The following is a 25,661-nucleotide window of genomic DNA, read 5'->3' as shown; positions in this document are numbered from 1 at the left end:
TTTGAACGGCGCGCACGTAGAGACGCAAAATATTGCGTCTCTACAACCCCCATTGCCTATTCCCGTTCAGGCCCCAACCGGCGCGTGCCGGCTTTCGCTTTTGCATGAGAAAATACCGCTTACTCCCCGCCGTTGCGCTGGCTTTTTATCTGTTAACAACGCTGGCGGCCTGCACCGCCACCAAGCCCGTAGCCAACCCGAAGCTGGTGGTGCTGGGCCACGCGGGCTCCGGCTTTTTTACACCCATCAGCCCGTTCAACTACCGGCCGCCCAGCAGCTGGCGCGGCATCCGGCGGGCGCTGCTACGCGGGGCCGACGGCGTGGAAATCGACCTGCAAATGAGCCGCGACAGCGTGGTGATGCTCTACCACGACCAGCATTTGCAGGACGGCAGCACCGGCACCGGCTGCGTGAGTGAGCGTACCGCCGCCGAAATCACCCGGCTGCGCTACCAGGGTGGCTTCCCCTACGACCTCATCCAGAAGGAGCGGCCCATCACCTTCGATACCCTGCTGGCCCGCCTCAACCGCTGGCCCAGCTTCCCCTTCATCCACCTCGATTTGCACGAGGACGACCAGTGCCTGCCCACCGGCCACCAGCAAGACCGCACCCCGCTACTGGTGCGCCAGATTGCCCGCACCCTGGTTCGGAACCACGCGCCGCTCGATAAGGTGCTGTTCATCACCCAGGAAGGGGCCACCGTGCGGCTGGCCCGCGCCGCCATGCCGGGCGTGCGGGTCGGCCTCGAAATTGCCTCCGATGAATTCGCCGTCGGCCTGAAAACGGCCCAAGCGGAGAAGGTGCATACCGTGGTGCTCGATGCCGACCGCGTAACACCTGAGCAGAGCGCCCAGGCCCACGCCGCCGGTTTCAAGGTAGTGGTGTTCGGTGGCCGCTCGCCCAAGGACCTGCGCCGCGTGCTCAGAACCCAGCCCGATGAAATTGAGGTAGATAACGTGAAGCGCCTGCTCCAGATGCAGGGGCGGGGCTCCCGGTAGGGCCAAAAAAAGGGGCCGGGCCTGGGGTGCGCGTAACGGGCCGGTAGTGCGGTTACGCGGCCGGCGCGACTGGTTCCCTTGTCCTGAGGGAGTGCGGGGAAGGCCGTAACGTTTGCCGGATAAGCGGGTATTGGATGCGGCCGGCCGATGAATACGCGGCGAGTCGCTACTTTGGGCGTTCGTTATCCTCACCCATTCCCCTTTTGTCTGTGAAAATCTCCTTGCTGATTAGTGGCCTGCTGGCCGTGGGCCTGGCGGCCCCCGCCCGGGCGCAGTCGCTGACGCTGCCGCCCGACACCCAGCGCGTGAGCGACGCGCAGTTTCGGGCCAGCTTCTTCGCCGATACGCTCTACGCCCGCCAGCACTACACCAAGCAGGAGCTGCGAATCCCGATGCGCGACGGGGTAAAACTCTACACCGTGGTGTACGCGCCCACCGATGCCGACCGGGTGCGCTACCCCCTCATGCTGAACCGCACGCCCTACTCGGCGGGGCCGTACGGGCCGGCCAAATACCGCCTGCGCATCGCGCAGAATGGGTTTATGCTGCGCGAAGGCTACATTTTTGTCATTCAGGACGTGCGCGGGCGCTACCTCTCGGAGGGCGTGTTTGAGGACGTGCGGCCCGCCACTGAGCGACACGCCACCAGTAAGGATATTGACGAAGGCACCGATACCTTCGATACCATCGAGTTTCTGACCAGGAAAGGTCCCAGAAACAATGGCCGCGTGGGCCAGTGGGGCATCTCATACCCCGGTTTCTACACCACCGCCGGCCTGCTGAGCCGTCACCCGGCCCTGAAAGCAGCCAGCCCCCAGGCCCCGGTCACGGACTGGTTCTGGGACGATGACCACCACAATGGCGCGTTTTTTCTCACGGGCGTGATGAGCTTCTGGGCCAATTTTGGCCAGCCCCGTCCGCAGCCGCTGGCCCACTACCCCGACGGTCCCCAGATGGGCACCCCCGACGGCTACGCCTTTTACCAGCAGCTGGGCCCGCTGAAAAACGTGGATGCAACCCAGTTCCACGGCCAGTACAAGCATTGGAACGACCTGGTGCAGCACCCCAACTACGACGCGTTCTGGCAGGCCCGCGACCCGCGCCCGCACCTGCACGACCTCAAGGCGGCGGTGCTCACGGTGGGCGGCTTCAACGACGCGGAAGACCTGTTTGGCACCCTGCACACCTATGCCGCCATCGAAAAGCAGAACCCCGGCCTCAGCAACCGCTTCGTGTGGGGGCCGTGGGTGCATGGTGGCTGGGCCGGCACCACCGGCGAGCAGGTGGGCAACGTGGCCTACGGCCCTTCGCCTTCGCTGTGGTACCAGCAGCACATCGAAGCCCCGTTCTTTAAATCCTACCTCAAAGATGCCAACCCTGGCGCGGCCATTGCGAACCTGCCCGAAGCCACCGTGTTCGAGGGGGGCACCAACCAGTGGCGCACCTTCGACGCCTGGCCGCCCAAACAGACGCGGGACCGTACGCTCTACTTTCAGCCGGGCGGTAAAATCAGCTTTGAGCCCGCCGCTGCCGGCTCCGATTTTGACCAGTTTCTGAGCGACCCGGCCCACCCCGTGCCCTTTACCGAAACCACCGCCACGGGCATGACCCGCGAGTACATGACCGACGACCAGCGCTTCGCCAGCCGCCGCCCCGACGTGCTCACCTACCAGACCGACGTGCTCACCGCCCCGCTCACCCTGGCCGGCCCCATCCAGGCGCTGCTGCAAGTGGCCACCACCGGCTCCGATGCCGACTGGGTCGTGAAAATCATCGACGTGTACCCCGACAACACCCCCGACAACCCGCGCAACCTGCCCAACGTGCATCTCGGCGGCTACCAGCAGCTGGTGCGCTCTGAGGTGATGCGCGGCCGCTTCCGCAACAGCTTCAGCAAGCCGGAGCCCTTCACGCCCGGCCAGGTCACCGCCGTGCCCTTCACCGTCCAGGACCTGATGCACACCTTCCGGCCCGGCCACCGCCTCATGGTGCAGGTGCAAAGCACCTGGTTCCCGCTCGTCGACCGCAACCCGCAGAAGTACGTCGACAACATCTACAACGCCGCCGAGGCCGATTTCCAGGCCGCCACGCACCGGCTGTACCATTCGCCCGCCCACGCCTCGCAGCTCGTGCTGAAGGTGTTGCCTTAATTGAGTTAAGAATTAAAAGTTAAAATGCCCGCCTGACGATTCAGGCGGGCATTTTAACTTTTAATTCTTAACTTTTAACTGAAAATTATTTGCCCATCTTCTTGGCTTCTGTCATCAGCTCCTCGTTCATCTTCACGTACTCGCCGTTCGGCGGCGTGGCGGCCAAAGCAGCTTTTTTAGAAGCTTCGGCCGCCTTCGTAGCGCCGGCGTAGTCCTTCATTTTGAGGCGGATTTTGGCTTCTGTGTTCAGGTTCCAGAACTTGGTGGGCTCGGCGGCGTTGGCTTTCTCCATCCAGGCCAAAGCCTGCTTCAGGTCCTTGTTGTTGTCGAGGTAGTACACGGCGGCCGAGGCCAGGTCGGCGGGGGCGGGGGTGGCGGCTTTGGTGATTTTCTCGTCAATCTGGGCCATTACCTTGGTGTCCACGTCGGCGGTTACCTTGAATTTAGCGCCGGTCATTTCCCACTCCATGGCCACGTTGGCGGTGGCGGGGGTAATGTCGGTGAAGTTGATGGTGAAGGTTTCGACCTTGCTGGCCACCTTGTAGGGCTTGATGGTGAAGCGGGCCACGTCCTGGTCGTCCTTGAAACCGTCCACGTCTGCGCCCTGCTTGAGGCTTTTGTTAAGCACCACCAGCCACTCCGTCTTGTTCGGGATGGTGTAGAGGCCATACTCGCCGGCAGCCACTTTCTTGCCCTCAATCATTACATCATCCGAGAACTTGATGCTGGTGGTGGCATTGGCACCCGTGCGCCAGCGCTTGCCAAACGGCACCACCGTGCCGAAAATGTTGCGGGCCTTAACGCCCGGCCGCGAGTACACGATGGTGATATCCGTAAGGCCCACGCGCTGCGTGACGGTACTTTTGGGGCTGGGCTGGGGCGTGGCAATCTGGGCATGGGCGGCCGGAGCAGCCAGCAGGGTAGCGGCCGCTGCAACAGCGACGGAGAAAGATGCGAAGTGCTTGCTCATCAGAGAAGGAGAGGGTGAATGATATTGTTGTGGGGGTAAAAATACGAAACCCGCGCTTGGGGCGCGGGTTTTGGGGGTGACTGAAGTCAATAGCCTCGGATTTGTATTTCATCTTTTTGCCAAGGCTCAACTTGCGTATTCAAATGAAATCGATGAATATTCTGCGTTGCCAATAAATCAGTCAACGAAAAAGCATGAGACATATTGGTTTCAGAATCAATCTTAATGCCGATGTAATAAGATTGGTGGTGCTCTTTCATCACTTGCCTAGCTGCGACTATGCATTCCGATAACTGCGTTTTGCTAAGAGTGCCGAATTTGCCCATCCGAGTCAGCTTCTCGCGTTGTAAATCAGGCAAAGCAAGAAATTTGGGAAGTTGTTGAACATCTGTAGCCAAGAAAGGCAGGTCCTCTAAACTAGTGATTTGTGCGGGTGTGAATCGTATTTCATGCAAGGCAGCCACTCGGGCAATTACAGTTCCTTGAAATTCTTTAGGGCTCTCAGGCATCGAAAAGGAAAGCCTGTTTTCGTGGCTAAGCCCGATAACAGAGCCAAATGCTTCCCTGTCGTAGCAACATTTCCAGTGAGTAAAGGGCAATTGTTCATCGGAAACAACAGCCGTCGCTGGCATTCTCAGTCGACCCGAAAGGATGAATGGGGTTATGAGTAAAAAAATAACGCAGGCAATGGGAGCCAAGTTTGGCAAAACAATGCACCATTTTTGTTGGCACCTAGCATATGTAGTTGCTTTCATGAGTCCAACTGCTGAAATAATTACAGCCCTTACTTCGTCGAATCTAACGAAGCAAGGGCTGTAATCGTGTGTCTCTAAATCAAAACCTTACGTCAGCTCAAACTGCAGCCGCAGCAGGTTCGCATACAGCCCACCTTCGCGCTCGCTCAACTCCTCGTGGGTGCCGGCTTCCACGATGCGGCCACCGTCAATCACCAGGATTTTATCGACTTTGCGGATGGTGCTCAGGCGGTGGGCGATAATGAGGCTAGTGCGGTGCTCCATCAGCTCATCTAGCGCGCCCTGCACCAGTTTTTCGCTTTCGCTGTCGAGCGAGGACGTGGCTTCGTCCAGAATCAGGATGGCGGGGTTTTTCAGGATGGCGCGGGCAATGGCCACGCGCTGGCGCTGCCCGCCCGAGAGCTTGATGCCCCGGTCGCCCACCACCGTATCGAGCGCCTCGGGGAAGGCCTGGATGAACTGCCAGGCATTGGCCCGCTGGGCCGATTCAATGATTTCGGCATCACTCGCGCCGGGCTTGCCGTAGGCGATGTTCTCGCGGATGGTGCCGCCGAAGAGCAGGGTTTCCTGTGGCACGATGCCGATGTGGTGGCGCAGGGCCGTGAGGTCGTAGTCCTGCACGTCGTGGCCGTCCACGATGATGCGGCCGCCGCTCAGCGGATAAAACTGCATCAGCAGGCCGGCAATGGTGCTTTTGCCCGCACCGCTGGGGCCGACGAGGGCAATTTTCTCGCCCGCTGCGATGTGGAAATTGATGTCCTTGAGCACCGCGATATCGGGCCGAGTGGGGTAGCGGAAGGCCACATGCTCGTAGCGAATGTCACCCTGAATCCGGGCCGGCGTGAGCCCCACGGCCGGCTCGATGTGGGTGGGCTCGGGCGTCTCGTCCAGAATTTCGAGGATGCGCTCCGACGCGCCGAGCGTGCTCTGCACCTTGCCATACATCTCGCCGAGGCCGGCGACGGACGCCCCGATAAAGGCCGTGTAGAGCAGGAACGTGAGCAGCTGGCTCACTTCGAGGTGGTCGGGGCCGGGCGAGTACACCAGCGTGGCGGCGCGCCACAGAATGAGGATGATACCGCCGGTGAGGCCAATGATGACGAACGACACGAAGCCGCCCCGAAACAGATTGCTGCGCAGGGCGGCCGCCACCACGCGGTCGAGCGCCGAGCCGTAGCGCTGGGCCTCGAACTGCTCGTTGGTGAAGGCTTTCACCGAGTTGATGGCTTGCAGGGTTTCCTCCACAATGGTGTTGGTGGTGGCCAGCTCCTGCTGCGTAGTGCGGGCCAGGGTGCGGATTTTGCGCCCGAACAGCCCCGCCGCCAGGATGATGGGCGGAAACGTGAGCAGCATAAACAGCGAGAGCTTCACCGACACCACCATGATGGCCGTGATGCCGATAACGAGCGTAAATACCTGCCGGAAGAGCTCGGCCAGCGTCAGCGAAAACGTGTCCTGAATCTGACCCACGTCGGAGGTAATGCGTGAGGTGATGGCCCCCACGCGGTTTTGCTCGAAGAAGGGGATGGGCAGCTGCACGAATTTGGCGTAGAGCGCCTTGCGGATATCGCGCACCGTGAACTCGCTCACCTGCGTGAAAAACCAGATGCGCCCGAACGAGAAAAAGCCCTGAAATACGATGATGGTGAACAACAGGATGGCAATGCGGTCGATGCCCAGCTCGATGCCGTTGGGCAGGATGACGGGCTTGTGGTTGGCCGCGTCGATAAGCTTGCCGGCCAGAAACGGAAACGCCATAAACGTGCTGCTGCTGAGCAGCAGCATCATCAGGCCCACCGCAAACAGGCCCTTGTAAGGCAGCACGTAGCGGAAAATCCGCAGGCTGCGCTTGAGGGATTCCTTGTTTACTTTCGGTTTGGGCAGGTCGGCGGTTGCGTCGCTGCCGCTGGTATTCATTCCACTACGGGCCATCGGGTCTTATCTAATTCTGCTAATTATAACGCGGCAATTTCGGCCGCCGGGCATGAGGCGCGGGTGAAGCGTAGAGCCGCCTATTTGCGTCTGTCGTTGAACGGTACCAGCCATGCGGTGCGGACGCCAAAACGCAAGTAGGCGGCTCTACTGGCGTTTCCCATGCACCGGCTGGCGTTTCACCTGCTCTACGTGCATCACGCCGGCCGCTCCGAAGGGCACGGGCAGCTGCACGAGCACCGGCAACGGACGGCCGCGTCGCATAGCCGGCTGCCAGCCCGAAAGCATCCCCACCACGCGCAGCGCCTCGGCGTCGCACTCGGGCGAGAGCGACTCGGCCACTACCGGGTTGCTGGTGCTGCCGTCCTCGTTCACGGTGGCATTCACCAGCACCTTGCCAGTGGTACCAGCGGCCTTGGCAGCGGCGGGGTAGTTGATGTGCTCAAGGAAGAACAGGCCCATGGCCTGCTCGCCGCCGGGATACACGGGGGCCCGGTCGGGGCGGTTGGCGGCGGGGTTGCGCTGCACCTGCATCTGGCCGGGCTTCAGGATGATGGTCTGGCCGGTGGCCGGGGCAGGCGTTTGGGCGTGGGCGGCAAAGCCGGCCAGCAGCGCGAGGGGAACGAATAAAATCTTCATAAGCGACGAAATGCAAAGACGGGGCCGGATGCGCGCAGGCGCGGCCTGTCGGTGGAGCGGTAGACGAATCGGGCCCCGAAATACCTCAACCCCGGACTACGCCGCCAGGTTCGCCGGGGCTACGGCCGCATCGGCGGGGCGCGAGATGAGCAGTAGGCCCAGGTACACCAAAGCCCCGTTCAGCAGCAGGATTTCGAAGCCGAACTTGTAGCCGTTCAGCCACTCCACGGAGTGCGACACGATGAGCAGCGTGAGGCTGACGGCCGCCACGCAGGTGGGCAGAACCAGCCGGTCGCGCAGCTGGCGCTGGGTTAGAATGCCGAAGGCAAACAGTCCCAAAAGTGGCCCGTAGGTGAATCCTGCCGCCTTGTACACGGCATCAATCAAACTCTGCTCGTTGAGGACGCGGAAGATGAGGATGATGACGATGAGCACCACCGACCAGCCCAGGTGCGTGAGTTGCCGCACCCGCGTCTGCTGCGCCTCGGAATATTGTTTGATATCGAGAAAGTCGATGCAAAACGAGGTGGTGAGCGAAGTCAGGGCCGAATCGGCCGAAGCATACGTCACGGCGATGATGCCTAGGATGAAGATGATGCCGGCCGTGAGCGAGAACTGCGTGGTGGCCAGGAAAGGGAAAACCTTGTCGGTGTCGAGGGTGCCTTTGAGGTTGAGCAGCTGGGGTAGCTCGGTGAGCTTGAGGCCCCGGGCGGCGGCGTACTGGTACATGAGCACGCCCAGCGTGAGGAACAGGATGTTGACGCAGACGATGACGGGCGTGAACCAGAACAGGTTCTTCTGGGCCTCGCCGAGGCTGCGGCAGCTCAGGTTTTTCTGCATCAGGTCCTGGTCAAGGCCGGTCATTACGATGGTGATGAACATGCCCGAGGCAAATTGCTTCCAGAAGAATTTATCGTCCCGGAAATCGGAGAAATACACCTGTGACATCGGGCTCTCGCGCACCGAATGGACAAGTTGCTTGAAGGAATAATTCAGCGCATCCGACATGAAGTAGATGCTCAGGGCCACGCAGCTGAGCATGGCCAGGGTCTGGAAGGTATCGGTCCAGAGAATGGTTTTCAAGCCGCCCTTGAAGGTGTAGAGGTAGATGAACAGGATGCTGACCACCACCGTGACGGCAAATGGCACGCCCATCGCATCGAACACCGCCAATTGCAGCACGCCCGCCACCAGGTACAGCCGCAGGGCCGAGCCCAAAGACCTGGAAATCAAAAAGAACAAGGCCCCGGTTTTGTAACTCCAATAGCCAAAGCGCTGCTCCAGATACGAGTAAATACTCACCAGCCGCAGCCGGTAGTAGAGTGGCAGCAGCACGGTGCCGATGACCACGTAACCCGCCACGAAGCCCAGCGCCACGGCCAGGTAGCTCCAGCTTTTGCCGTACACGTTGCCCGGCACCGAGATGAAGGTGACGCCCGACAGCGAGGTGCCAATCATGGCAAACGCCACCATGTACCAGGGTGCGTTGCGGTTGGCCACGAAGAAGCTTTCGCTGGTTGCGCCCCGCGACGTGAGCATGGCAATAATGATGAGGACGACGAAGTAGCCCGCAACCAGGCTCAGAACTAAAGTTGGCGACATGTATGCTGGGGAAGGAGGGTATGTGGGTAGGAGGGTAAGAAGTTGGGAAAGTAGATTGGGGGCAAAGGTCGTTAGAATAACTCATGCCCTCTTACCCACCTACCCTGAAAACCTATTCCCAGTCCTGCCAGCGTAGCACCTCGCCCACGGCGGGGGCATGCAACTCGCCGCGCAACATGCCGCCGGCCGCCACTTCCCTGATTTGGCGCAGGGGCTCGGAGGCGGGCTCGTCGGCCAGGGCGAAGGTGCCGTAGTGCATGGGCACGACGTGGCCGGCGCGCAGCACGTTGGCGGCTTTGGCGGCTTCGTGGGGGTTGACGTGGCTTTTGGCCATCATGTAGGCCGGCTTGTAGGCCCCGATGGGCATCAGGGCGATATCAATGGGGCCAAAGCGAGTCTCGATGGCCTCGAAATGCTCGGCGTAGGCCGTATCGCCGGCGAAATAAATCAGCTTGTCCTGCACCCGAATCATGAAGCTTCCCCAGAGCACCTGGTTCAGGTCGGCCAGGCCGCGGCGGTGCCAGTGGGCAGCGGGCAGGTAGGTGATTTCGAGGGGCGAAGCGGGGCCGAGGTCGTACTGCTGCCACCAGCCGGCTTCCTGCACCGGCAGGCCGGGCACCATGCCGCGCAGCAGCGGGGCCATGCGTAACGACGACAGCACCCGCATCTGCGGGTTCTGGGCTGCCAATAATTTGATGGATTTCTCGTCGAGATGGTCGCGGTGGCCGTGCGAGAGCAGTAGGTAGTCGATGCTGCGGATGGCTTCGGGCGGGCAGGGCAGGGGGTGGCGGTGCCGCAGGCCAAGCGACGAAAACAGCACGGGGTCGAAGAGCAGCGACACGCCCGCCACCCGCAGCAGAAAGCAGGAGTGGCCCAGCCACACCAACATGTCATCGGTGGAGGAAAACGCGGCCGCGCAGTCCATCACTTCCGGAGCCCAGGTGTCGCGCTTCTTCTCTTCCTTCTGCGGGTTGGTGGCGAGCTGCCACTTCAGTACCGTGGCAAAACTGGGCTCGAATAGCTCCTCGCCGTTAGCGAATTCGCGCCCGAACAGCTTGTTGCCGGGGTAGCCGGGCCGCACGGTAGGCAGGGCCTCGTTGCGGAGGTAAGAAATGCGTTGGGCCATTTTTGGGGTCTAGGATGCTTGCGGAGACAAAGAAACGAGTGGGAGGCCCAAGTGTTTTGGTAGGAGCGGGGTCGTACCCGGTAGGGCTTACCCCAGTCCCTACACGCAAAACGCCCCACCGATGACCGATGGAGCGCTTTCAAATTGATGAACTGCGCTATTACTTCGGCAGCGTCAGCAGGTAGCCGATGGTGAAGTTGGCATCCCAGTCAAACACGAACTGCTGGCAGCCGGTAGCATCGGCGATGGATTTGTAGATGTTCAGGCCAGCTTTCGACTTGGCGTTGTCGAGTTGGTAGGCGCTGGGCGCGTCGAGCACGGTGTAGCGCTCCTTGCCCTTGCGAACCTTCTTGGCCATCTCAAACGGCACGCCGCCGATGATGAAGCAGGTGGCCCGCAAATCGGCTGGCACCTGGGTGGCTTTCTGCTTTACTTCGGCCGCCACGGCGGCATCGGCGGTGCCTTTCTCGAAGTATTTGGCCCCGAAGGTTTCCACCGATTTAGGCTGGTTGCCATCAAGCCACGAAATCTTGGTGTTGCCCGAGCCAATATCGGCCACGAAGGCGCGGTCGGCGAACGAGGACGGCAGCACCGAGCGCAGGCCCAGCACGCCTTCCTTCTCGGGCGTCACGGTGTTAACCACGTAATGCAGGTCCTTCAGCACTTTCACGATTTTGCCCGTGCCCTCGGCCTTCAGCGCCCCCGAGCTCACCACGAAATGGATGTCGCGCCCGTTCACGCCAAAGTCCAGCATTTGGCCAATATACGTTTTCAGGCCTCGCCGAATATCGTCGTCGGTGGCCATATTCTCCATCACCAGGCTGTTGCCGAAATCCGCTTTTTCGAGCTTCCAGGTGCGGTTTTGGTCGATGCGCACGATGAAGGAGTTGAAGCCGCTGGCTCCCAGCTCCACCACGCCCTTCAGCTTGCCGTTGACGGGCGCGGGCGCGTCGTAGGAGAAGGCCGGCCGGGTACCAGCAGCCGTTGCGGGTGTTTCGGAGCCGTTATTATGAACGATGGTATCGACTGGCACCGGCGTGCCGGGCGTGGCCTGGCCCACACGGGCCAACTCCGGATTGGTGGCCGTGAAGCGGCGGATACCGAAGTATAGGCCGATGAGGATGATGGCCGCGATAATGGCCTTGCTGGCGAAGGTGAGCCGCATGGTGGTTGCAGTTAAGGTGGGTGAGAGAGGGGTTTTGCCGGAGCAATGTTACGCGCCGCGAGTTTGGCATGTCGGAGCGACAGATACTAGTCGAGCAGCTTGCCGTAGGCGTCGTTAGTGGCCTGGCGGGTGGTGGCGGCCGTCATTGGCACGGGCGACTCGTTGTTCATAATGGCGTTGAATTCGCCTTTCTGGTACTGGTCAAGCAAGTGTTGGCCCTTTTCGCTCATCACCCCGTTCTGAATGTCCATCTCCTTCACGAACTCCTGCGAGTAGCGCATGGCCTGCTTAATCTGGCCCAGCTGCTGGGCCATGTCCTCCGCTACGCGGTCGGTGGCCAGGTCGAAGAAATACTTTTTGTCGGGGTCGCCACGCAGGATGTTCATGGCGGCGCGCATGCCCGAACTGGTACGTTTCACCAGCGCGTATTCGTCCTTCAACAGGTTGACTTTGAACTTGCTGTTATCAATCTGGCGCAGGGCGGCTTTCAGAATCTGGCGCATCACCAGGCTCACGTTGGCCGTGGTAGTGGCCATGGGTTGCAGGCGGCGGTTGTAGTCTTCGAGCTGGGCGGCGCGGCTGGCGTAGCTGTCGGCGCTGTCCTTTTCGCCCTGGCGGGTAGCCGAGGCGGCCAGGGCCAGGTACTCTTTCATCTGGGCCGTGTTGGCTTCCATCTTGCGCTTCACCAGCTCATTCGCGCCTTCGATGTGGCCTACTTCGGCGTCCATATTGCGGGCTTCCTTCTCGGTGTTCGAAATATAGTCCTCCATAATTCCTATGGGGTCTGTATTGACAAAAATGCTGGCGGCCGTGCGGAAAATGCGCTGCCCCAGGTACCACAGCCCGGTCTGAATCCGCTTATTCGTCGCCAGCAGAAACAGCACGAACAGTACTCCCAGCCCCACGCCCAGCTTCACGGTATTAAAAACGATATCGACGAGAAAGGGCAGGATTTTGCCCCAGTAATACACACCCAGCCCAGCCAGCCCGGCCACAAAGACCCAGGCGGCACCTTTCTCGGGTTTTTGCCAGGACGGCAGGCCGTCGGCGGGCGAGGGCGGGCCAAGTAACGGAGTATTCATTTTGCAGAAAAATTAAAGAGTGGAAAGTGTAGCATACCCTTCATCTGGTGCTTGCAAAGGAATAGGCACAAGCGTAGCCACGAGCTTATTTAGCCGCGTTCAGAAACGTTTCGGCGGCTTTGTGATGGGTTTGCAGGTCGGCCATCGCGGCGGCATTGGCCAGCTCATAAGAGGCCAGCGCGGTCTGGGTTTTCTGGCGTTCCTCGCCCAGCTGCTGCTGGGTTTGCTGGAGCTGCTGTTGCTTGGCCTGTAGCTGGCGGGTGAGGTCGGCGAGGTCGGCAGCCAGCTTTTTTTCCTGCACCATCAGCAGCGCCACCGGGCCGGGCGCGGCCCCGGGAGCCGCGCCTTCGCCCATTTTCTCGCGGTGGCGGGCCAGCACTTTTGCGCGGTCGTCGGCCAGCGTTTGTTCAAACTGCGTGGCCGAGGCCAGCAGGGCCGGCACGGTGCCGCCATTCACGGCCGCGAAGGCGTTGAAGGCGGTTTGGTAGAGCATGGGGCCGCTCAGGCCGGCGGCGGCCATGCTTTTCACCATCTTCACGTAGGCCGCGAAGTCCTTGCCATCGCCTGCCAGCAGGCCCGCAATGTGGTCAAGGTGGCGTTGCTCGGCCTGGCCGGGAGCCGGGGCGGCGGCCGGTGTTGCAGTAGAGGCAATGGGCGCGGCTACTGGCTGGGCGGCGGCCCCGTACTGCGCGGTAGGCGGGGTGGTGGGAGCGGCTGCCCCCTCCTCAGGCTCAATGAAAAAGTCCTTGGCAGCGTTGGCGAGCTTATCGAAAATTGCCATGGCGAAACAGAAAGTAAGCGTGAGGGAAAGGATATGGCTGGCATGCGGGAGCTGCTTGAACGGCGTAGAAACTGTCACCAACCGTTCAAAGGTAAAGATATTAGCCAATCAACTGGCCCCAACCACCGCGCAGCAAAAAGCCCCGGCGGGCCGGGCCGCTCCACGCGACGCCGGCCCGCCGGGGCCATGCTGTAATAGACGTTGCCTAGTTGGACGCCTGGCTGGCCAGCCACGCCTCACGCAGCACTTTTTGAGCGGGCGAGAGCACCATTTTCTCCACCGATTCCACGGGTTTCACCTGCACGTTGGGGTCTTCGGCGAGGATGAGCTGGGTGGTGCGCTCCACGCCGCCCCGGGTTTTCACTTTCACAAATACCACGTCGCTGGGCGAGTGCTTGTGTAGCACGCCGTCGAGGTCGCCGGAGCTTTTGATAGTCTGGCCGTCAAGCACAACCAGCTGGTCGCCCCGGTCGATGCCGGCCTTGTACAGGCCCGAGCCAATCTGGGTGTTATAGGCCACCAGGCAGCGGCCCTCCTCGTCAAAGTCTACCTGGCTGGGCAGGGCCGCGCCCAGGGCGCGGGTCGGAATCACGGCCAGGCCAGCCACCAGCAGGTTTTCGCTGAAGCGCGGCTGCTCGCGGCCATACACGTACTGCCGGAAGAAGCGGTCGGCAAATACAGTGTCCTTGCTCACCTCGCCCAGCACCCGCTGCAGGTCGCGGGTAGTGTAAGGGTTGGTGGGGGCGTAGCCGCTCTGCTTTTTGCCGTACTGCTGCCACATGGCCTGCATAAACTTGTCGAGCGAAGAGCGGTGGTGCTGGCGCAGCTGCAAGTCGAGTACCAGCGCGATGCCCGCGCCCTGGTCGTAGTACGATAAGTTGGTGTTTACCAGGTTCATCGGCGCGCTGCCGCCCGCCCCGTCGGTGTAGGCGGCCTGGCGGCTCATATCAATGGCCGAGGCGTAGCGTGCGCCGGGGCTGTTCTGGCGCAGATTTACCCAGCGGCTGATGTCGTCGTAAAACTCCTCGTCCTCAATCAGCTTGGCGCGGCGCAGGGCCAAGCGGCCGTAATACTGCGTGAAGCCTTCGGCAAACCAGAGGTTGTCACTCATGTTGACGCGCTGGAAATCAAAGGGTTCCAAGTCTTTCGGACGCAGGCGCTCCACGTTCCAGGCGTGAAAAAACTCGTGGGCCACGGTGCCCAGGTTCTTGGTCGCGTCCTCGTCTTTCAGCGTGCGCGGGCTGGTCACGGAAGTGGAGTTGCGGTGCTCCATGCCGTCGCCTTTGGCCTGGGTCAGGTAGTCGGCCACGAAGGTGTAGCGGGAGAAATCGAAGGTGGGTAATTCGCCAAAAATGGCTTTCTCCTCCTTCACCACCTTCTGGATTTTCTTGGCGTAGGCGTCAATTTCCGATGTCGGACCCATGTACAGTGTGGCCAGTTCGATGGTTTGGTCGCCTTCCTGCCACGACAGCACCTGCTGCGCGCCCAGCGATACCGGGCTATCCATCAGGTACTGCATGTTGGGAGCCGTGTACACCGCCTTATCAGCGCCCTGGCGCAGCTGTGAGGCCACTTTCCAGGTGGCGGGCAGGTCGAACTTGATTTCGGCGGCGCGGCCTTCCAGCCCGCTGGCGTAGCACAGGGCGGCCGGCAGGTTGAGGTGGGCATGCTGCTGGTCGATGCCCACGTTGGTGCCATCCGTCTGGTCGCCGTACAGCGTGTAGCTGAAAATGACGGTGCCATCGGCGGCGGGCATCACGTCCCAGCCGTAGGGGTCGGGCCGGTTCAGGGCCAGGGGGTGGTTGGCCCCGTCCGTGGCCACCACGTAGTACACATTCCGGGCAAAATCATGGATGGCGTAGCGGCCAGGCGAGCTGCGCGCCATGCGTACGTGCAGTGGCCCGCCACCGGTCAGCCCCGCAAACGTGGCCGTCACCTTGGCCTCGTGGTGTACCGCGTTGGGAAACGACATGGTGTAGCGCACCGCCGGGCCGGTATCTGCCTTGGCCTGCACTGGCACCGGGGCCGGCACCGCGACTGGTGCCGGGGCCGGCGCTACGGGCGCGGCACTGACCGGGGCCGGCTTGGCCGGTACTGGTTTAGCAAGAGCCGGTTTGGCCACGGCGGGCCTGGCCGCCATTGGCACGGCCTTGGCCGGCAGGGGTTTGCCCGGGGCGGGTTTTACCTGCGCCTGCACCTGAAAAGCGCCCAGTCCCAAAGAAAATAAGATAGCAGTAGCGACGGTGTGTTTCATGGGCAGAAATAATAAGGAAACAAGTAATGCAATAGAAAGTGGCGAAAGATTTGGAATACAAAGTTGCAGAAAATTTACAATAAAATAAGGGTAATCACTGAGAGAAAGGGTCCCGGTAATGATAAAATCATGTTTCAACTACGCGAAACAGTGTTAGCAAATATCAAGGTTGGGCCGTAGCCGGGTTTTCCGTAAAAATCAGGGCTTCCATCGCTCCGCCAAAAAAAAGCTGCGGGTGCCCGGCCGCCAGTCCCAGCCGGCCCAAGGCTGTGCGCAGGTCGGGCATCTGCCGGGCGCGGAGCCCGGTAGTGAAGCGGAAAAACAGATACATAAGCTGGAGCAGCCAGTACCGCCAGCCGCGTCGCGCCGGCCAAAAATCAGCCACCAGCCACGGTGCCCCATGGCATTGGGCCGCGCGCAGTTGCGCCAAAGCTGCCCCGAGGTCGGCTGAGGGAATGCAGTCCAGCACGAAAAAAGTAATGATGGCCCCGAACTGCTCACTTGGTTGCAGGGCCGCCTGGGTGCCGTGCCGGAACTCAACCTGCTCTGCCGCCTGCGGAAACTCGTGCGCCAGCCGGGCGCGGGCGCGGGCCAGCATCCTGGGCGATGCCTCCAGGTACAGCACCGTGGCCGCCGGCACCCGCCGCAACACTTCGCCCAGCACCCAGCCCGTGCCCCCGCCCAGGATGAGGACGTGCGGGGCACCGCCCGGCAGGCCGCCCAGCGCCTCCCGCTGGGCGGCCTGCTGCGACGACCCGAACACCAAGCCCGCCAGCGCATCGTAAAACCAGGCAGCCCGGTCAAAGCCAACCAGCTTTTCGGCGGCGGCGGGGGCAGAATAAGGAGCCGTTGGGGGTGAGGCCATCAGAAAATAACGATTGCGGGAAAAAAAATTAGGCTGGCAAGTAACTGAAAAACAATTGCCGGTGCCGTTTGACTCCTCGGCTCAACTGAAAAAAACGGCCTATGTGTTGCGTAGCGGTAAACTAGCGCTGTATCTTTGCAGCACCAAAAAGCCATTCCTCCTTCGGGAAGAGTGGTTTTTTAGCCCAGCTTGCGCTTGTGGCGAAATTGGTAGACGCGCTGTCTTCAGGCGGCAGTTCCGCAAGGTGTGGGAGTTCGAGTCTCCCCGAGCGCACGTTTTAAAAGCCAGCCCCACCGGGCTGGCTTTTTTTATTTATCGTACTGAAAGCAGTTGCCGGCCATTCCATTCACCGGCCTTTTGCCCGCTATGAACCGGTTTACCTCCCGCTTGCTGGCCTTGGCCGGCCTGCTCACCGTCGAAATGCTGTTCGGGCTGGCGCTGTTCATCGTGGCATTTGCGGTGTTTTTTTATCTGACGCGGGTAGTGTTCGTGCATCATTCGGTGGCGCTCGACAGCTGGGCCTCGGGCATTGTGGATGGCTGGCGGCTGGCGCACCCGGGCCTGACCGGGCCGGTGCGGGTGGTCACGTTTTTCGCGGCGCTGCCGTTTCTGCTGCCGGCCAGCATCATCGCGCCGTGGCTGATACGCCGGGCCGGCCACCCGCGCGGGGCCTGGGAAATGCTGCTGGCCATGGCCGGCAGCGTGCTGCTCAACCAGTTGCTCAAGCTGTATTTCAACCGCCCCCGGCCCGCCGATGCCCTGCTCCACACGTTTGGGCTGAGCTTCCCCAGCGGCCACGCCATGCTGGGCTTCACGTTTTACGGGTGCTTGGCGTGGCTGTTGGCGCGGCATTTCAAGCGGCCCGGCTGGGTAGTGCCGCTGCTGCTGTGGGCGGGGCTGATTGGCCTTACGCGGGTGTATCTGCATGCGCACTACGCCACCGACGTGCTGGCGGGCTTCGCCGGCGGCGCGGCGTGGCTGGTAGTTTTCCGGGCCGGTCTGAAGTTGTTCTGGCGCGAAGAAGAAGCCGTGATGCAGGAAGAAAGTGCGTCGGCCTGACGCGCCTTCTTCCTGCCTAAAAAGGCGTTCTACAAGCGTTATTCGGCCAGCCGCACCCGCACCCGCAGGGCCAGCAAGCCTTTTACGCCCTGCAATTCTTCCAACTCCAACTCTTCCACCCCGGGCTCCAGCAAGCCCCGGTCCTGGAGGTAGTCGATGTACTCGTAGTATTCCACGGCCTCCCGGGTTTGGGCGTACACCAGGGCCAGGATGCCGGGCTGAGTCAGGCGCTCGCCCGTGCCCAGCACGGTGGCTTTGTCAATCCGCTTCTTGATGATTTCGTAGCGAATGTTGTAGGCCCCGTCCACGTCGAACTGCCGCTCATCCTGCCGAAACCGAATGCTAAGCGGCTGGCCATGAATGAGAATAAGCTGCGTCGTGTCCAGCGGTACGGGCAGGGTGGCCTTCAGCGCATGGGTGCGGCGCGTGATTTCCACCATCGTGAGCAACTGCCAGAGACGCAGGTTTTTGAGGAAAACCAAGTCAAACGGCTTGTCCTGCACCAGCGTGCTACCCACGTAGATGTTGAACTCCACGCCATCGGTTTTGTACCGCTGGAAGTAATGCGGGAACATCAGCTGTGCCTTCTCTTCCTCCTCGTCGAGGTAGTCGCTCACGGCGTCGTTGAGCGTAGTCACGCTGATTTCAAAGTCCTGGCGGCGCTTGTAGAGGATGCCGAGTTTGGGGTCGATATTGCTCCAGTAGCTGGTGATAACGGGGCGCAGCTCGGGCGTGTGCGTGGCCAAATATTCAAATAGCGGCTCCACCTCGCGCTTCAGCGAGTCGTAAATATTGGCCTCGTCGCCAGAAAGCAAGCCGTCGCGCAACCGCTTCAAGTTCTTGGTGACGTAGAATTTCAGCTCGTCCAGAATGGGTAGCTGCTGGCATTCGGAGGCCTTTTTCAGGACTTTATTGGCCAGGGTAAGATGCTCGATGAGGTCGCCCTGAATGGCCTCGTTGCGCACCGTGCTGCTACCCCGGATATCGCAGGAGCCGTGCAGCGGGTACACGTCCTCAAATACGATGGCCTCCATCTCGGCCGTGCGATTGCCGGCATCGAGCTGGGTGAGCAGGTTGCGGGCCGCGTCGGCAAAGCGCCATTCCATGGTGGGGTGAATGGCCGTGAATTTCTCCTGAATCACGGCCTGAATACGGGATTGCAGGTCCTCGGCGTTGCGCTTCACCGCCACCGCAAACAGGGGCACGAACTGCGCCACCTTGTCCATGTCGAACTCATCGAGGCCGTTCACGTCGGGCGTGCCCAGTTCCAGCAGGCCCACCGTGTCGTTGCCATAGGGCAGCAGCGCCAGAATGGCCGACTTAATGCCCAGCGTAATAATCTGATGGCGCAAGTCGTGCGGAATATCGGCGGTGGCTACATCTTTGAGCACCAATGGTTCCCGCTCCCGCAGCAGCCGCTCATAAATCTGCCGGAAGCTGCCATCGGCCGACTGGTGCTGCACCTGCTTGGTGAGGAAGCTGTGGTTGATTTTGCGCCCAAAATCCACGAAAGCCCGCTTTTTCTCGTCATAAGCCGCAATGCCCAGCTGCAAAGCCGGTTGCGCAAACAGCACCCGCAGCTTCTCCTGAATCTGCTCGAAACGGGCCGGGGTTTGCAGTACGTCGCGCTCCAGCAGGTCGTATTTCAGCTCCGACAGAATTTCCTGGTCGGTAATATCCACCAGCTGCAACAGGTTGAATCCTTCCAGCTCGAAGTGTTCGGGCGGCAATAACTCGTGCCAGTATTCCGGCCGGTGGCGATTATGAATCAGAAATTCAATCTGTTCGGGCAGCAGCACGGGCAGTTCGCCCACCACTTTCACCGTCACAAAATCGGAGTTAAAATCGACCCCGTAATGCCGGTACAGCCCGATTTTGTAGTCGGGCACGGTGAACACGATGGTGCCCAGGCTCGGCATTTCGGCCCCGTACAGGCGGTGCAGTATCAGGTGGTAGGCCATGAGCCCCATCTGCCGCTCCATGGCCGCCATGTCGATGTTGAGCGGCTGCTTCACCGTGCGGTCCTTGTTCAGCATTATATCCTCAAACAGGCGCGTGGAGTAGAAGCTGCGCCGCTGAAACGGCGCGACCACGCCGCTGATGTCGGTGCCGAACGAGGCCGGCGGGAACACGGCCAGCATTAGCGTTTCCACGAGGTCGCAGTTGCATTCCAGCACCGAATAATCGGTGAGAAGGCCCCGGCTCCACCCCGCCTCGGCCACCTGCTCGCCAATAGCCTTTGCCAGCAGGGCCACCCCGGCATTGCTGGCGCTTTCGCGCTCGTGCCAGTAGGCAATCAACGGCTCCAGGCTGAGCGTCGACCGAAACGGGAAAACAGCGGGCGCGGTGGCCGGACGGGGTGCAGCGGGCACCGCCGGAGCCGCCGTAAGAGTAGGTTCAGCAGCCATAGGGACTAAAACAGGAATGCCCCGCCAAACGTTGCAGCGCGGCGGTGGCTATACGTAAGCAAGGGCCCGGCGGGCTTATTTGTGGATGATAAAGGCGGGCACCTCCTTGAGATTGGCAGTCAGAACCGTGGTGGCCGTGCTGTCCTTGCGCGTAGTGATGCCCTTCTGCGTATTGGTGTAGCAGGTGCAGCAGCCGTTGCCATCCAGGTTTCCCTGGAGGGCTACTTTATCAATAACCAACGCAAACGCCGGGCTCTTCCGGCGCGGGGCCGGGAGCGCCGGATAGTAGCGCACATAATACTGGTATTGGTCGAGCTTACCCGTGCTCACTTGGGGGAATGGCGTGCTGTTGTTGATGAAAATCGTGTCGTAGGCCTGGGCCGCTGAGCGAATCAGCGTCACGGTTTCGGGCTTGGTGCCCGGATTGGTGCCGCTGGCCGGGATGATTACCAACGGATAACGCTGAAGCACAATGGTGTCGAGGTCAGCCATATCGGCGGTAGTAGCAAAGTCTTTCTCCGAAAAAACCAGCTTAATGGTATCCTGCTGGGCTTCGCCGGGGCAGTCGCACACGTTGTTGGCGCAGCAGCCGGGCAGCAGCAGCCCGAGGCCCAAAAGCAGGATGGCAGAAAACCGGGAGGACAGGAAGTAAGTCATGGCGAGCCCAAAGATAAGGCCCGTAGCGCCCCCATTGCCCGGAACCGGGAGGTGGGGCACTACGGGCCGTCAGTGTTAGTCAGAGCGAAAAAACGCGGGTCAGTACCGGCTTAGCGGCTACCCGTTACCACCGACGAGGCTGGCAGCGTGGGATTTTCCACGGTGCCGCCGGCCATCAGCAGGGGGCGCAGGCGGGTGGTGGCGGTGTCGAGCTGGGGCCGAATCTGGGCCATGGCGCTGCGCAGGGCAATCACATCGGCCAGGCGGGGGGCCGTCGTCTGCGAGTAGCCGTGGTACATAGCCACCTTCACTTCGGAAGTGCCCGTGCCGAGGTACGAGCCCAGCAGGTTGCCGGCGGCGTCGCTCACCTGCACTTCAGCCTGCAGCGTGGTCTTGTACCATTCCAGCGGCACGCCCACCACGGCGGGAATCATGAACGTGAGCACCTGAAGGCCCTGCACGGCGCGGCCGGTGCGCAGGGTCCGCACCTTCTTCACTATCAGCTTGGCGTAGCCATACGTGGCCGAGTCGGTGGGCTCGGTGAGGTTCACGCGGCACTCCTGTTGAAATAATTTCAGCGGGTCCTCGGGCAGCGCACCATCGTTCATCGCCAGCGGGCCTTGGTCGGCCAGAATTTCCAGTGGGGGCAGGCGTTTGGAAATGGCCGCCGACGGCGTGCCTTTCATCATGGACTTGACCGATACGCAAGCCGGAGCCAGCAGCAGCATCGGCGAAAGGGCCAGTAATGCGAGAGGACGAACGATTTTCATAGGATTAAGGTAGAAGTTTATATCGTAAAAACCAAATATTAAAACGAAAAAATACCTTTGTAAAACCAGTAGCAATTGCATGCAAAAGGATGACGTAAAATTAGATGATTTACATCAACCAATTGGCATCCGTTCGGTAAAAGGCTCAAAATAACCATTAAAAGGCGTAAATTAACCGGTAAAGCTGACTATTCAACTTGGCTATTATTGAAAAAGTTCTATTATGAAATTGCGGCCGGGTCGGGTCCCTGGTAACCGTCCACAAATTCCCCTTCCCAACGGGCTACGACGGCCGACGCCAGGCAGTTGCCGAGCACGTTTACGGCCGTGCGGGCCATATCCATCAGCGCATCAATGCCCAGGATTATGAACACCGGCCAGGCCGGCAGGTTGAACGAGGCCACCGTGGCCAGCAGAATGACCAGCGAGGCGCGGGGCACGCCGGCCACGCCCTTGCTGGTAAGCATCAGGGTGAACACCATGAGCAGCTGCTGGCCGAAGGTGAGGGGTACGCCCGCAGCCTGAGCCACAAATACCGCCGCCAAGGAAAGATACAGCGTAGTACCGTCGAGGTTAAAGGAATAGCCCGTGGGCATTACGAATGCCACAATGCGGCGCGGCACCCCAATGCTTTCCATGGCTTCCATGGCCCGGGGCAGGGCCGCTTCGCTCGACGTGGTGGCGAAGGCGATGCTGACCGGCTCGGCCACGGCGGCCACGAAGCGGCGGATTGGCAGGCGGGCTATCAGGGCCACCGGCAGCAGCACCAGCAGCACGAAGGCGATGAGCGCGCCGTAGAGCGTGAGCAGCAGCTGTAAGGCATTGAGCAGCGGGGCGAAACCCATTTTGCCCACCGTGTAGGCCAGGGCCCCACCCACGCCCAGCGGCGCGAAATACATCACCACATTGGTGAACTTGAACATGACTTCCGACAGGCTTTCGCAGAACTCCAGCATCACGCGGCGCGGGCGCTCCGGCGTGAGGGCCAGGCCGATAGCGAAGATGATGGCGAAAATAACCACCTGTAGCACCTGCCCTTCGGCCACGGATTTGGCAATGTTCTCGGGGAAGATGTGCAGGATGATGTCGGCGGCCGTCTGGGGCGCGGCGGCGGTGAGGGCTTCTTCCTTTACCCCGACCTGGCTGATGCCCACACCGGCTTTGGTTAAATTGATGGCGGCCAAGCCGATGAAGAGGGCAAACGTGGTGACGACTTCAAAGTAAACCAGCGCTTTGAGGCCCATGCGGCCCACTTGCTTGAGGTCGGCGTGGCCAGCAATGCCCACCACCAGCGTAGCGAAAACCAGCGGCGCGATGATGGTTTTTACCAAGCGTAAGAAAGCGTCGCTCAGTACTTTGAGGTTCATGGCTACGCCGGGCGCATCGTGGCCCAACTCGATGCCGACCAGCATGCTAAAGACAATCCAGAGGGTGAGGGAGCGGCGGGGAGCCACGGCGGCGGCCGTGAGCAGGAGCGCCAGCCACCGGGCGGCTACCGCCGTTTCGGGGGGCAGCGCTACCAGATTTTTGGCAACCAGAAAGGTGAGGAGGCCGGCAATCAGCCAAAAAACCAGGGCAGCGAGGGGTAAACGAGATTTAATCATGCAACTTGAATAAGCCGGTGGGGCCGAATGAGGCCATAAAGAACGGCATTATCCGGCCAGCGACACCAATTACTGGTAACCGGGAGGCAGGCGGTTGCGTGCGTTTTTCGTTTGCTTTCGCGGGTAAATTATGGTTCTCATCAACTTATTAATCAGTTGCGAAGCAGTGCGGCCTGGCCTGCACTGTTGAAAAGTAAAGGTGTGCCTGCCACAGGCATGAGCCAAAGGCCACCCATGAAATTGCAATAATTAAATAATATCAAGGTAAGAATTAAGTAATATTACAGAAATATCCCCTAGATTTGCCAAATTATAATACTGGGAAAAAGTTATTCATTTTCTTTTTACAGTCATGTTTTCACTGCTATCCAACGCACAAGGATTATTGCCCGATGGCCTTGGCATGGACTGCCGCACAGTGGCAGTCAATAGCGTCAACGAGCTTGCAATATGCTGGTTAATAATGTATTGATTTTTCAAACTGCTTAAAGGTTGCCTGTTGTTTCTGCTTCCGACTAGTCATTCCACAGTATTCATTTAATCTACCCCACTTTGCCAACAATTACTTTTAGCAAAACTGTCGAATCAACGGATTGTGGCCCGGCTTGTCTGCGAATGATTGCCAAGTTCTATGGCCGCTCGTACAGCTTGCAGGCGTTGCGGGCCAAGGGCCACACCGGCCGCAGCACCGGGTCGCTGCTCGATATCAGCCACACGGCGGAACGCATTGGCTTTCAGGCTTCGGGGGTGCGCCTAAGTTTCGCGCAGCTCTCGACGGAGGCCACCCTGCCCTGCGTAGTAACCTGGGACGATGGGCACCTGGTAGTGGTACACGGCTTTCAGAAGCGTCGGTTTTTTCGGGGCACGCGGCACGCCCGGCCTTCGGTGAAAGTGGCCGTGCCTACTAAGGGCCTGCTCACTTACAGCTACGAAGAGTTTGCCGCTGGCTGGCTCGGAGCCAACCCCGAGGCCCCCGACCGGGGGGCGGTGCTGCTGCTGGAACCTACGCCCGAGTTCTACCTCGACCGCACCGATGCTGAGCCGGGCCAGCAGGCTGGCTTGCGGGAAGCTTTCGCCTACTTGCTCAAATACAAGCGCTTGCTGGTGCAACTGCTGCTGGGCTTGGTGGTGGGCAGCGGCTTACAGCTGTTTTTGCCCTTCCTGGCTCAGTCGGTAGTCGATATCGGGGTGAATACGCACAACCTGAATTTCGTGTACCTGATTCTTATTGCCCAGGTCACGTTGTTTACCAGTCAAAACATCGTTGATTTCATTCGGGGCTGGATTTTGCTGCACATCAGCTCCCGGGTCAACGTCCTGATTCTGTCGGGCTTTTTGTCCAAGCTGCTGCGCCTACCCATTTCGTACTTCGACACGACCCCGTTCGGCGACATCATGCAGCGGTTCAAGGACCACGAGCGGATTGAGCTATTTCTAACCAGTACGTCGCTGCAAGCCGTTTTTTCGACGATAAACATCATCATTTTCGGGCTCGTACTGTGCCTGTATGACACCACTATATTCTATGTGTTTGCCGTTGGCACGGTGGCCTACGTGTTCTGGGTGCTGCTTTTTCGGCACACCCGGCGGCGCATCAACGTGCAGCGCTTCAGGGCCGAGTCGCGCAACCAAGGGGCTATTGTGCAACTTATTCAGGGCGTGCAGGATGTGAAGCTTTCCAATTCGGAGCGGCAACGGCGCTGGGATTGGGAGCAAATTCAAGTATCTCTTTTCAAGCTGAACTACCAGGGCCTGGCGGTGAAGCAATACCAGAAGGCCGGGGCCGTATTTCTGAACGAAGGGAAGAACATTCTCATTACGTTTTTGGCCGCTAAAGCCGTGATTGACGGGCACCTGACGCTGGGCTCGATGATTACCGTGCAGTATATTCTGGGGCAGCTAAATAAGCCCATGGACCAGATTATTCTGTTCTTGGAAACGTGGCAGGACGCGCAGTTCAGTCTGGAGCGCCTGAATCAGATTCAGCAGCTTGACGACGAGGAATTAGCCTCCGACCTGAGCACGCCCACCCTGCCGGCCAACCATGCCCTCACCCTCACCAATGTGAGCTTTGCCTATCCGGGTGAGGCGGCGACGCCCGTGCTGCACGATATTACACTGCACATTCCGGCCGGCAAAACTACGGCGGTGGTAGGGGCCAGCGGCAGCGGCAAAACTACGCTGCTCAAGTTGTTGCTCCGGTTTTACCCCCCTACGAGTGGGCGCATTCAGGTGGGCCACGCCGCGCTGGACCGCGTGAGCCAGCACGCTTGGCGCGGTGCCTGCGGCGTGGTGATGCAGGATGGCTTTATCTTCTCGGATACCATTGCCCGCAACATTGCCTTAGGCGATGAGCACCCGGACGTAGAGCGGCTGCTGCACGCGCTGCATGTGGCCAGCATTGCCGATTTCGTGGAGGCCCTGCCCCTGGGCCTGAACACCAAAATTGGCATGGATGGCAACGGCATGAGCCAGGGGCAGCGGCAGCGCCTGCTCATTGCGCGGGCCGTGTACAAAGACCCCGCCTTCCTGTTTCTCGACGAGGCCACCAATGCCCTCGATACCACCAACGAAAGCGCCATTCTGCGCAATATGGACGAGTTTTTGGCCGAGCGCACAGTGGTGGTGGTGGCCCACCGCCTGAGTACCGTGCGGCATGCCGACAACATTGTGGTGATGCAGCAGGGCCGCATCGTGGAGCAAGGCACGCACGAGGACCTGGTGGCGCTGCAAGGCCAATACTTTGCCCTCGTGAAAAACCAGCTGGAACTGGATGCCTAGGCTATGGCCTAGCTCAGCGCCCACCAGTCGCCCCGCCATTACCCACTGCCTTTCCCACTTTTT

At 60.3% G+C, this 25,661-nt stretch carries 19 protein-coding genes and 1 tRNA gene; 5 read left to right on the top strand and 15 right to left on the bottom strand.

What is annotated here, in order from left to right; all coding sequences use genetic code 11:
• Nucleotides 1-104 precede the first annotated feature (104 nt).
• Nucleotides 105-998 carry a glycerophosphodiester phosphodiesterase gene (locus ACVWYF_RS17370; RefSeq protein ID WP_457070311.1) on the top strand — a complete coding sequence of 298 codons (894 nt, stop codon included), beginning with the start codon at nucleotides 105-107 and terminating at the stop codon, nucleotides 996-998.
• 209 nt (nucleotides 999-1,207) lie between these two features.
• Nucleotides 1,208-3,148 carry a CocE/NonD family hydrolase gene (locus ACVWYF_RS17365; protein WP_457070309.1) on the top strand — a complete coding sequence of 647 codons (1,941 nt, stop codon included), beginning with the start codon at nucleotides 1,208-1,210 and terminating at the stop codon, nucleotides 3,146-3,148.
• Between the two features lie 85 nt (nucleotides 3,149-3,233).
• Here ACVWYF_RS17365 and ACVWYF_RS17360 read toward each other — a convergent pair whose 3' ends face one another.
• From ACVWYF_RS17360 to ACVWYF_RS17310, 11 genes are all read right to left on the bottom strand, one after another.
• Nucleotides 3,234-4,118, bottom strand: a complete 885-nt coding sequence (locus ACVWYF_RS17360; RefSeq protein ID WP_457070307.1) for a DUF2911 domain-containing protein — start codon at nucleotides 4,116-4,118, stop codon at nucleotides 3,234-3,236.
• Nucleotides 4,119-4,204: 86 nt separating this feature from the next.
• Nucleotides 4,205-4,873 carry a hypothetical protein gene (locus ACVWYF_RS17355; RefSeq protein ID WP_457070305.1) on the bottom strand — a complete coding sequence of 223 codons (669 nt, stop codon included), beginning with the start codon at nucleotides 4,871-4,873 and terminating at the stop codon, nucleotides 4,205-4,207.
• Nucleotides 4,874-4,960: 87 nt separating this feature from the next.
• Nucleotides 4,961-6,805 carry an ABC transporter ATP-binding protein gene (locus ACVWYF_RS17350; protein ID WP_457070303.1) on the bottom strand — a complete coding sequence of 615 codons (1,845 nt, stop codon included), beginning with the start codon at nucleotides 6,803-6,805 and terminating at the stop codon, nucleotides 4,961-4,963.
• Nucleotides 6,806-6,952: 147 nt separating this feature from the next.
• On the bottom strand, nucleotides 6,953-7,444 hold the full coding sequence (locus tag ACVWYF_RS17345) for an energy transducer TonB (protein WP_457070301.1): 492 nt from the start codon (nucleotides 7,442-7,444) through the stop codon (nucleotides 6,953-6,955).
• Between the two features lie 96 nt (nucleotides 7,445-7,540).
• Nucleotides 7,541-9,046, bottom strand: a complete 1,506-nt coding sequence (locus ACVWYF_RS17340) for a sodium:solute symporter (RefSeq protein ID WP_457070299.1) — start codon at nucleotides 9,044-9,046, stop codon at nucleotides 7,541-7,543.
• A gap of 112 nt (nucleotides 9,047-9,158) precedes the next feature.
• Nucleotides 9,159-10,172 (bottom strand): MBL fold metallo-hydrolase, encoded by a 1,014-nt coding sequence (locus tag ACVWYF_RS17335; RefSeq protein WP_457070297.1) that lies wholly within the window; start codon nucleotides 10,170-10,172, stop codon nucleotides 9,159-9,161.
• Between the two features lie 160 nt (nucleotides 10,173-10,332).
• A complete protein-coding gene (locus ACVWYF_RS17330; protein ID WP_457070295.1) occupies nucleotides 10,333-11,337 on the bottom strand; it encodes a hypothetical protein in 1,005 nt (334 codons plus the stop codon).
• A gap of 86 nt (nucleotides 11,338-11,423) precedes the next feature.
• Nucleotides 11,424-12,419, bottom strand: a complete 996-nt coding sequence (locus tag ACVWYF_RS17325) for a hypothetical protein (RefSeq protein ID WP_457070293.1) — start codon at nucleotides 12,417-12,419, stop codon at nucleotides 11,424-11,426.
• A gap of 85 nt (nucleotides 12,420-12,504) precedes the next feature.
• On the bottom strand, nucleotides 12,505-13,200 hold the full coding sequence (locus ACVWYF_RS17320; protein WP_457070291.1) for a hypothetical protein: 696 nt from the start codon (nucleotides 13,198-13,200) through the stop codon (nucleotides 12,505-12,507).
• Between the two features lie 205 nt (nucleotides 13,201-13,405).
• Entirely contained in the window at nucleotides 13,406-15,454 is a 2,049-nt protein-coding gene (locus tag ACVWYF_RS17315; RefSeq protein ID WP_457070289.1) for a M61 family metallopeptidase, read from the bottom strand.
• Between the two features lie 163 nt (nucleotides 15,455-15,617).
• Nucleotides 15,618-16,319: a class I SAM-dependent methyltransferase gene (locus ACVWYF_RS17310; protein WP_457070287.1), complete on the bottom strand. Its 702-nt coding sequence runs from the start codon at nucleotides 16,317-16,319 to the stop codon at nucleotides 15,618-15,620.
• Nucleotides 16,320-16,510: 191 nt separating this feature from the next.
• On the opposite strand from ACVWYF_RS17310, the gene ACVWYF_RS17305 reads away from it, so the two are divergent.
• Both ACVWYF_RS17305 and ACVWYF_RS17300 read left to right on the top strand, forming a co-directional pair.
• A tRNA-Leu gene (locus ACVWYF_RS17305) sits at nucleotides 16,511-16,592 on the top strand.
• Nucleotides 16,593-16,685: 93 nt separating this feature from the next.
• Complete coding sequence (locus tag ACVWYF_RS17300) at nucleotides 16,686-17,378, top strand: phosphatase PAP2 family protein (protein ID WP_457070285.1); 693 nt, start codon at nucleotides 16,686-16,688, stop codon at nucleotides 17,376-17,378.
• A 38-nt stretch (nucleotides 17,379-17,416) separates the two neighbouring features.
• Here ACVWYF_RS17300 and ACVWYF_RS17295 read toward each other — a convergent pair whose 3' ends face one another.
• The 4 genes from ACVWYF_RS17295 to ACVWYF_RS17280 form a co-directional block, all read right to left on the bottom strand.
• On the bottom strand, nucleotides 17,417-19,786 hold the full coding sequence (locus tag ACVWYF_RS17295; protein ID WP_457070283.1) for a GAF domain-containing protein: 2,370 nt from the start codon (nucleotides 19,784-19,786) through the stop codon (nucleotides 17,417-17,419).
• Between the two features lie 75 nt (nucleotides 19,787-19,861).
• On the bottom strand, nucleotides 19,862-20,443 hold the full coding sequence (locus tag ACVWYF_RS17290) for a hypothetical protein (protein WP_457070281.1): 582 nt from the start codon (nucleotides 20,441-20,443) through the stop codon (nucleotides 19,862-19,864).
• 110 nt (nucleotides 20,444-20,553) lie between these two features.
• Nucleotides 20,554-21,213 carry a hypothetical protein gene (locus ACVWYF_RS17285; RefSeq protein ID WP_457070279.1) on the bottom strand — a complete coding sequence of 220 codons (660 nt, stop codon included), beginning with the start codon at nucleotides 21,211-21,213 and terminating at the stop codon, nucleotides 20,554-20,556.
• Nucleotides 21,214-21,434: 221 nt separating this feature from the next.
• Entirely contained in the window at nucleotides 21,435-22,817 is a 1,383-nt protein-coding gene (locus tag ACVWYF_RS17280) for a dicarboxylate/amino acid:cation symporter (protein ID WP_457070277.1), read from the bottom strand.
• A 552-nt stretch (nucleotides 22,818-23,369) separates the two neighbouring features.
• On the opposite strand from ACVWYF_RS17280, the gene ACVWYF_RS17275 reads away from it, so the two are divergent.
• Complete coding sequence (locus ACVWYF_RS17275; protein ID WP_457070275.1) at nucleotides 23,370-25,598, top strand: peptidase domain-containing ABC transporter; 2,229 nt, start codon at nucleotides 23,370-23,372, stop codon at nucleotides 25,596-25,598.
• The last annotated feature ends 63 nt before the right edge of the window (nucleotides 25,599-25,661 follow it).

The organism is Hymenobacter sp. UYAg731 (assembly GCF_054061335.1).
This window is presented reverse-complemented; position numbering and strand designations above follow the sequence as displayed.

What these genes read in the sequence shown, in the direction of transcription:
- ACVWYF_RS17340 (WP_457070299.1), bottom strand. Translation starts at nt 9,046, where the DNA reads ATGTCGCCAACTTTAGTTCTGAGCCTGGTTGCGGGCTACTTCGTCGTC.
- ACVWYF_RS17370 (WP_457070311.1), top strand. Translation starts at nt 105, where the DNA reads ATGAGAAAATACCGCTTACTCCCCGCCGTTGCGCTGGCTTTTTATCTG.
- ACVWYF_RS17285 (WP_457070279.1), bottom strand. Translation starts at nt 21,213, where the DNA reads ATGAAAATCGTTCGTCCTCTCGCATTACTGGCCCTTTCGCCGATGCTG.
- ACVWYF_RS17350 (WP_457070303.1), bottom strand. Translation starts at nt 6,805, where the DNA reads ATGGCCCGTAGTGGAATGAATACCAGCGGCAGCGACGCAACCGCCGAC.
- ACVWYF_RS17290 (WP_457070281.1), bottom strand. Translation starts at nt 20,443, where the DNA reads ATGACTTACTTCCTGTCCTCCCGGTTTTCTGCCATCCTGCTTTTGGGC.
- ACVWYF_RS17280 (WP_457070277.1), bottom strand. Translation starts at nt 22,817, where the DNA reads ATGATTAAATCTCGTTTACCCCTCGCTGCCCTGGTTTTTTGGCTGATT.
- ACVWYF_RS17315 (WP_457070289.1), bottom strand. Translation starts at nt 15,454, where the DNA reads ATGAAACACACCGTCGCTACTGCTATCTTATTTTCTTTGGGACTGGGC.
- ACVWYF_RS17300 (WP_457070285.1), top strand. Translation starts at nt 16,686, where the DNA reads ATGAACCGGTTTACCTCCCGCTTGCTGGCCTTGGCCGGCCTGCTCACC.
- ACVWYF_RS17295 (WP_457070283.1), bottom strand. Translation starts at nt 19,786, where the DNA reads ATGGCTGCTGAACCTACTCTTACGGCGGCTCCGGCGGTGCCCGCTGCA.
- ACVWYF_RS17320 (WP_457070291.1), bottom strand. Translation starts at nt 13,200, where the DNA reads ATGGCAATTTTCGATAAGCTCGCCAACGCTGCCAAGGACTTTTTCATT.
- ACVWYF_RS17355 (WP_457070305.1), bottom strand. Translation starts at nt 4,873, where the DNA reads ATGAAAGCAACTACATATGCTAGGTGCCAACAAAAATGGTGCATTGTT.
- ACVWYF_RS17325 (WP_457070293.1), bottom strand. Translation starts at nt 12,419, where the DNA reads ATGAATACTCCGTTACTTGGCCCGCCCTCGCCCGCCGACGGCCTGCCG.
- ACVWYF_RS17345 (WP_457070301.1), bottom strand. Translation starts at nt 7,444, where the DNA reads ATGAAGATTTTATTCGTTCCCCTCGCGCTGCTGGCCGGCTTTGCCGCC.
- ACVWYF_RS17310 (WP_457070287.1), bottom strand. Translation starts at nt 16,319, where the DNA reads ATGGCCTCACCCCCAACGGCTCCTTATTCTGCCCCCGCCGCCGCCGAA.
- ACVWYF_RS17360 (WP_457070307.1), bottom strand. Translation starts at nt 4,118, where the DNA reads ATGAGCAAGCACTTCGCATCTTTCTCCGTCGCTGTTGCAGCGGCCGCT.
- ACVWYF_RS17330 (WP_457070295.1), bottom strand. Translation starts at nt 11,337, where the DNA reads ATGCGGCTCACCTTCGCCAGCAAGGCCATTATCGCGGCCATCATCCTC.
- ACVWYF_RS17335 (WP_457070297.1), bottom strand. Translation starts at nt 10,172, where the DNA reads ATGGCCCAACGCATTTCTTACCTCCGCAACGAGGCCCTGCCTACCGTG.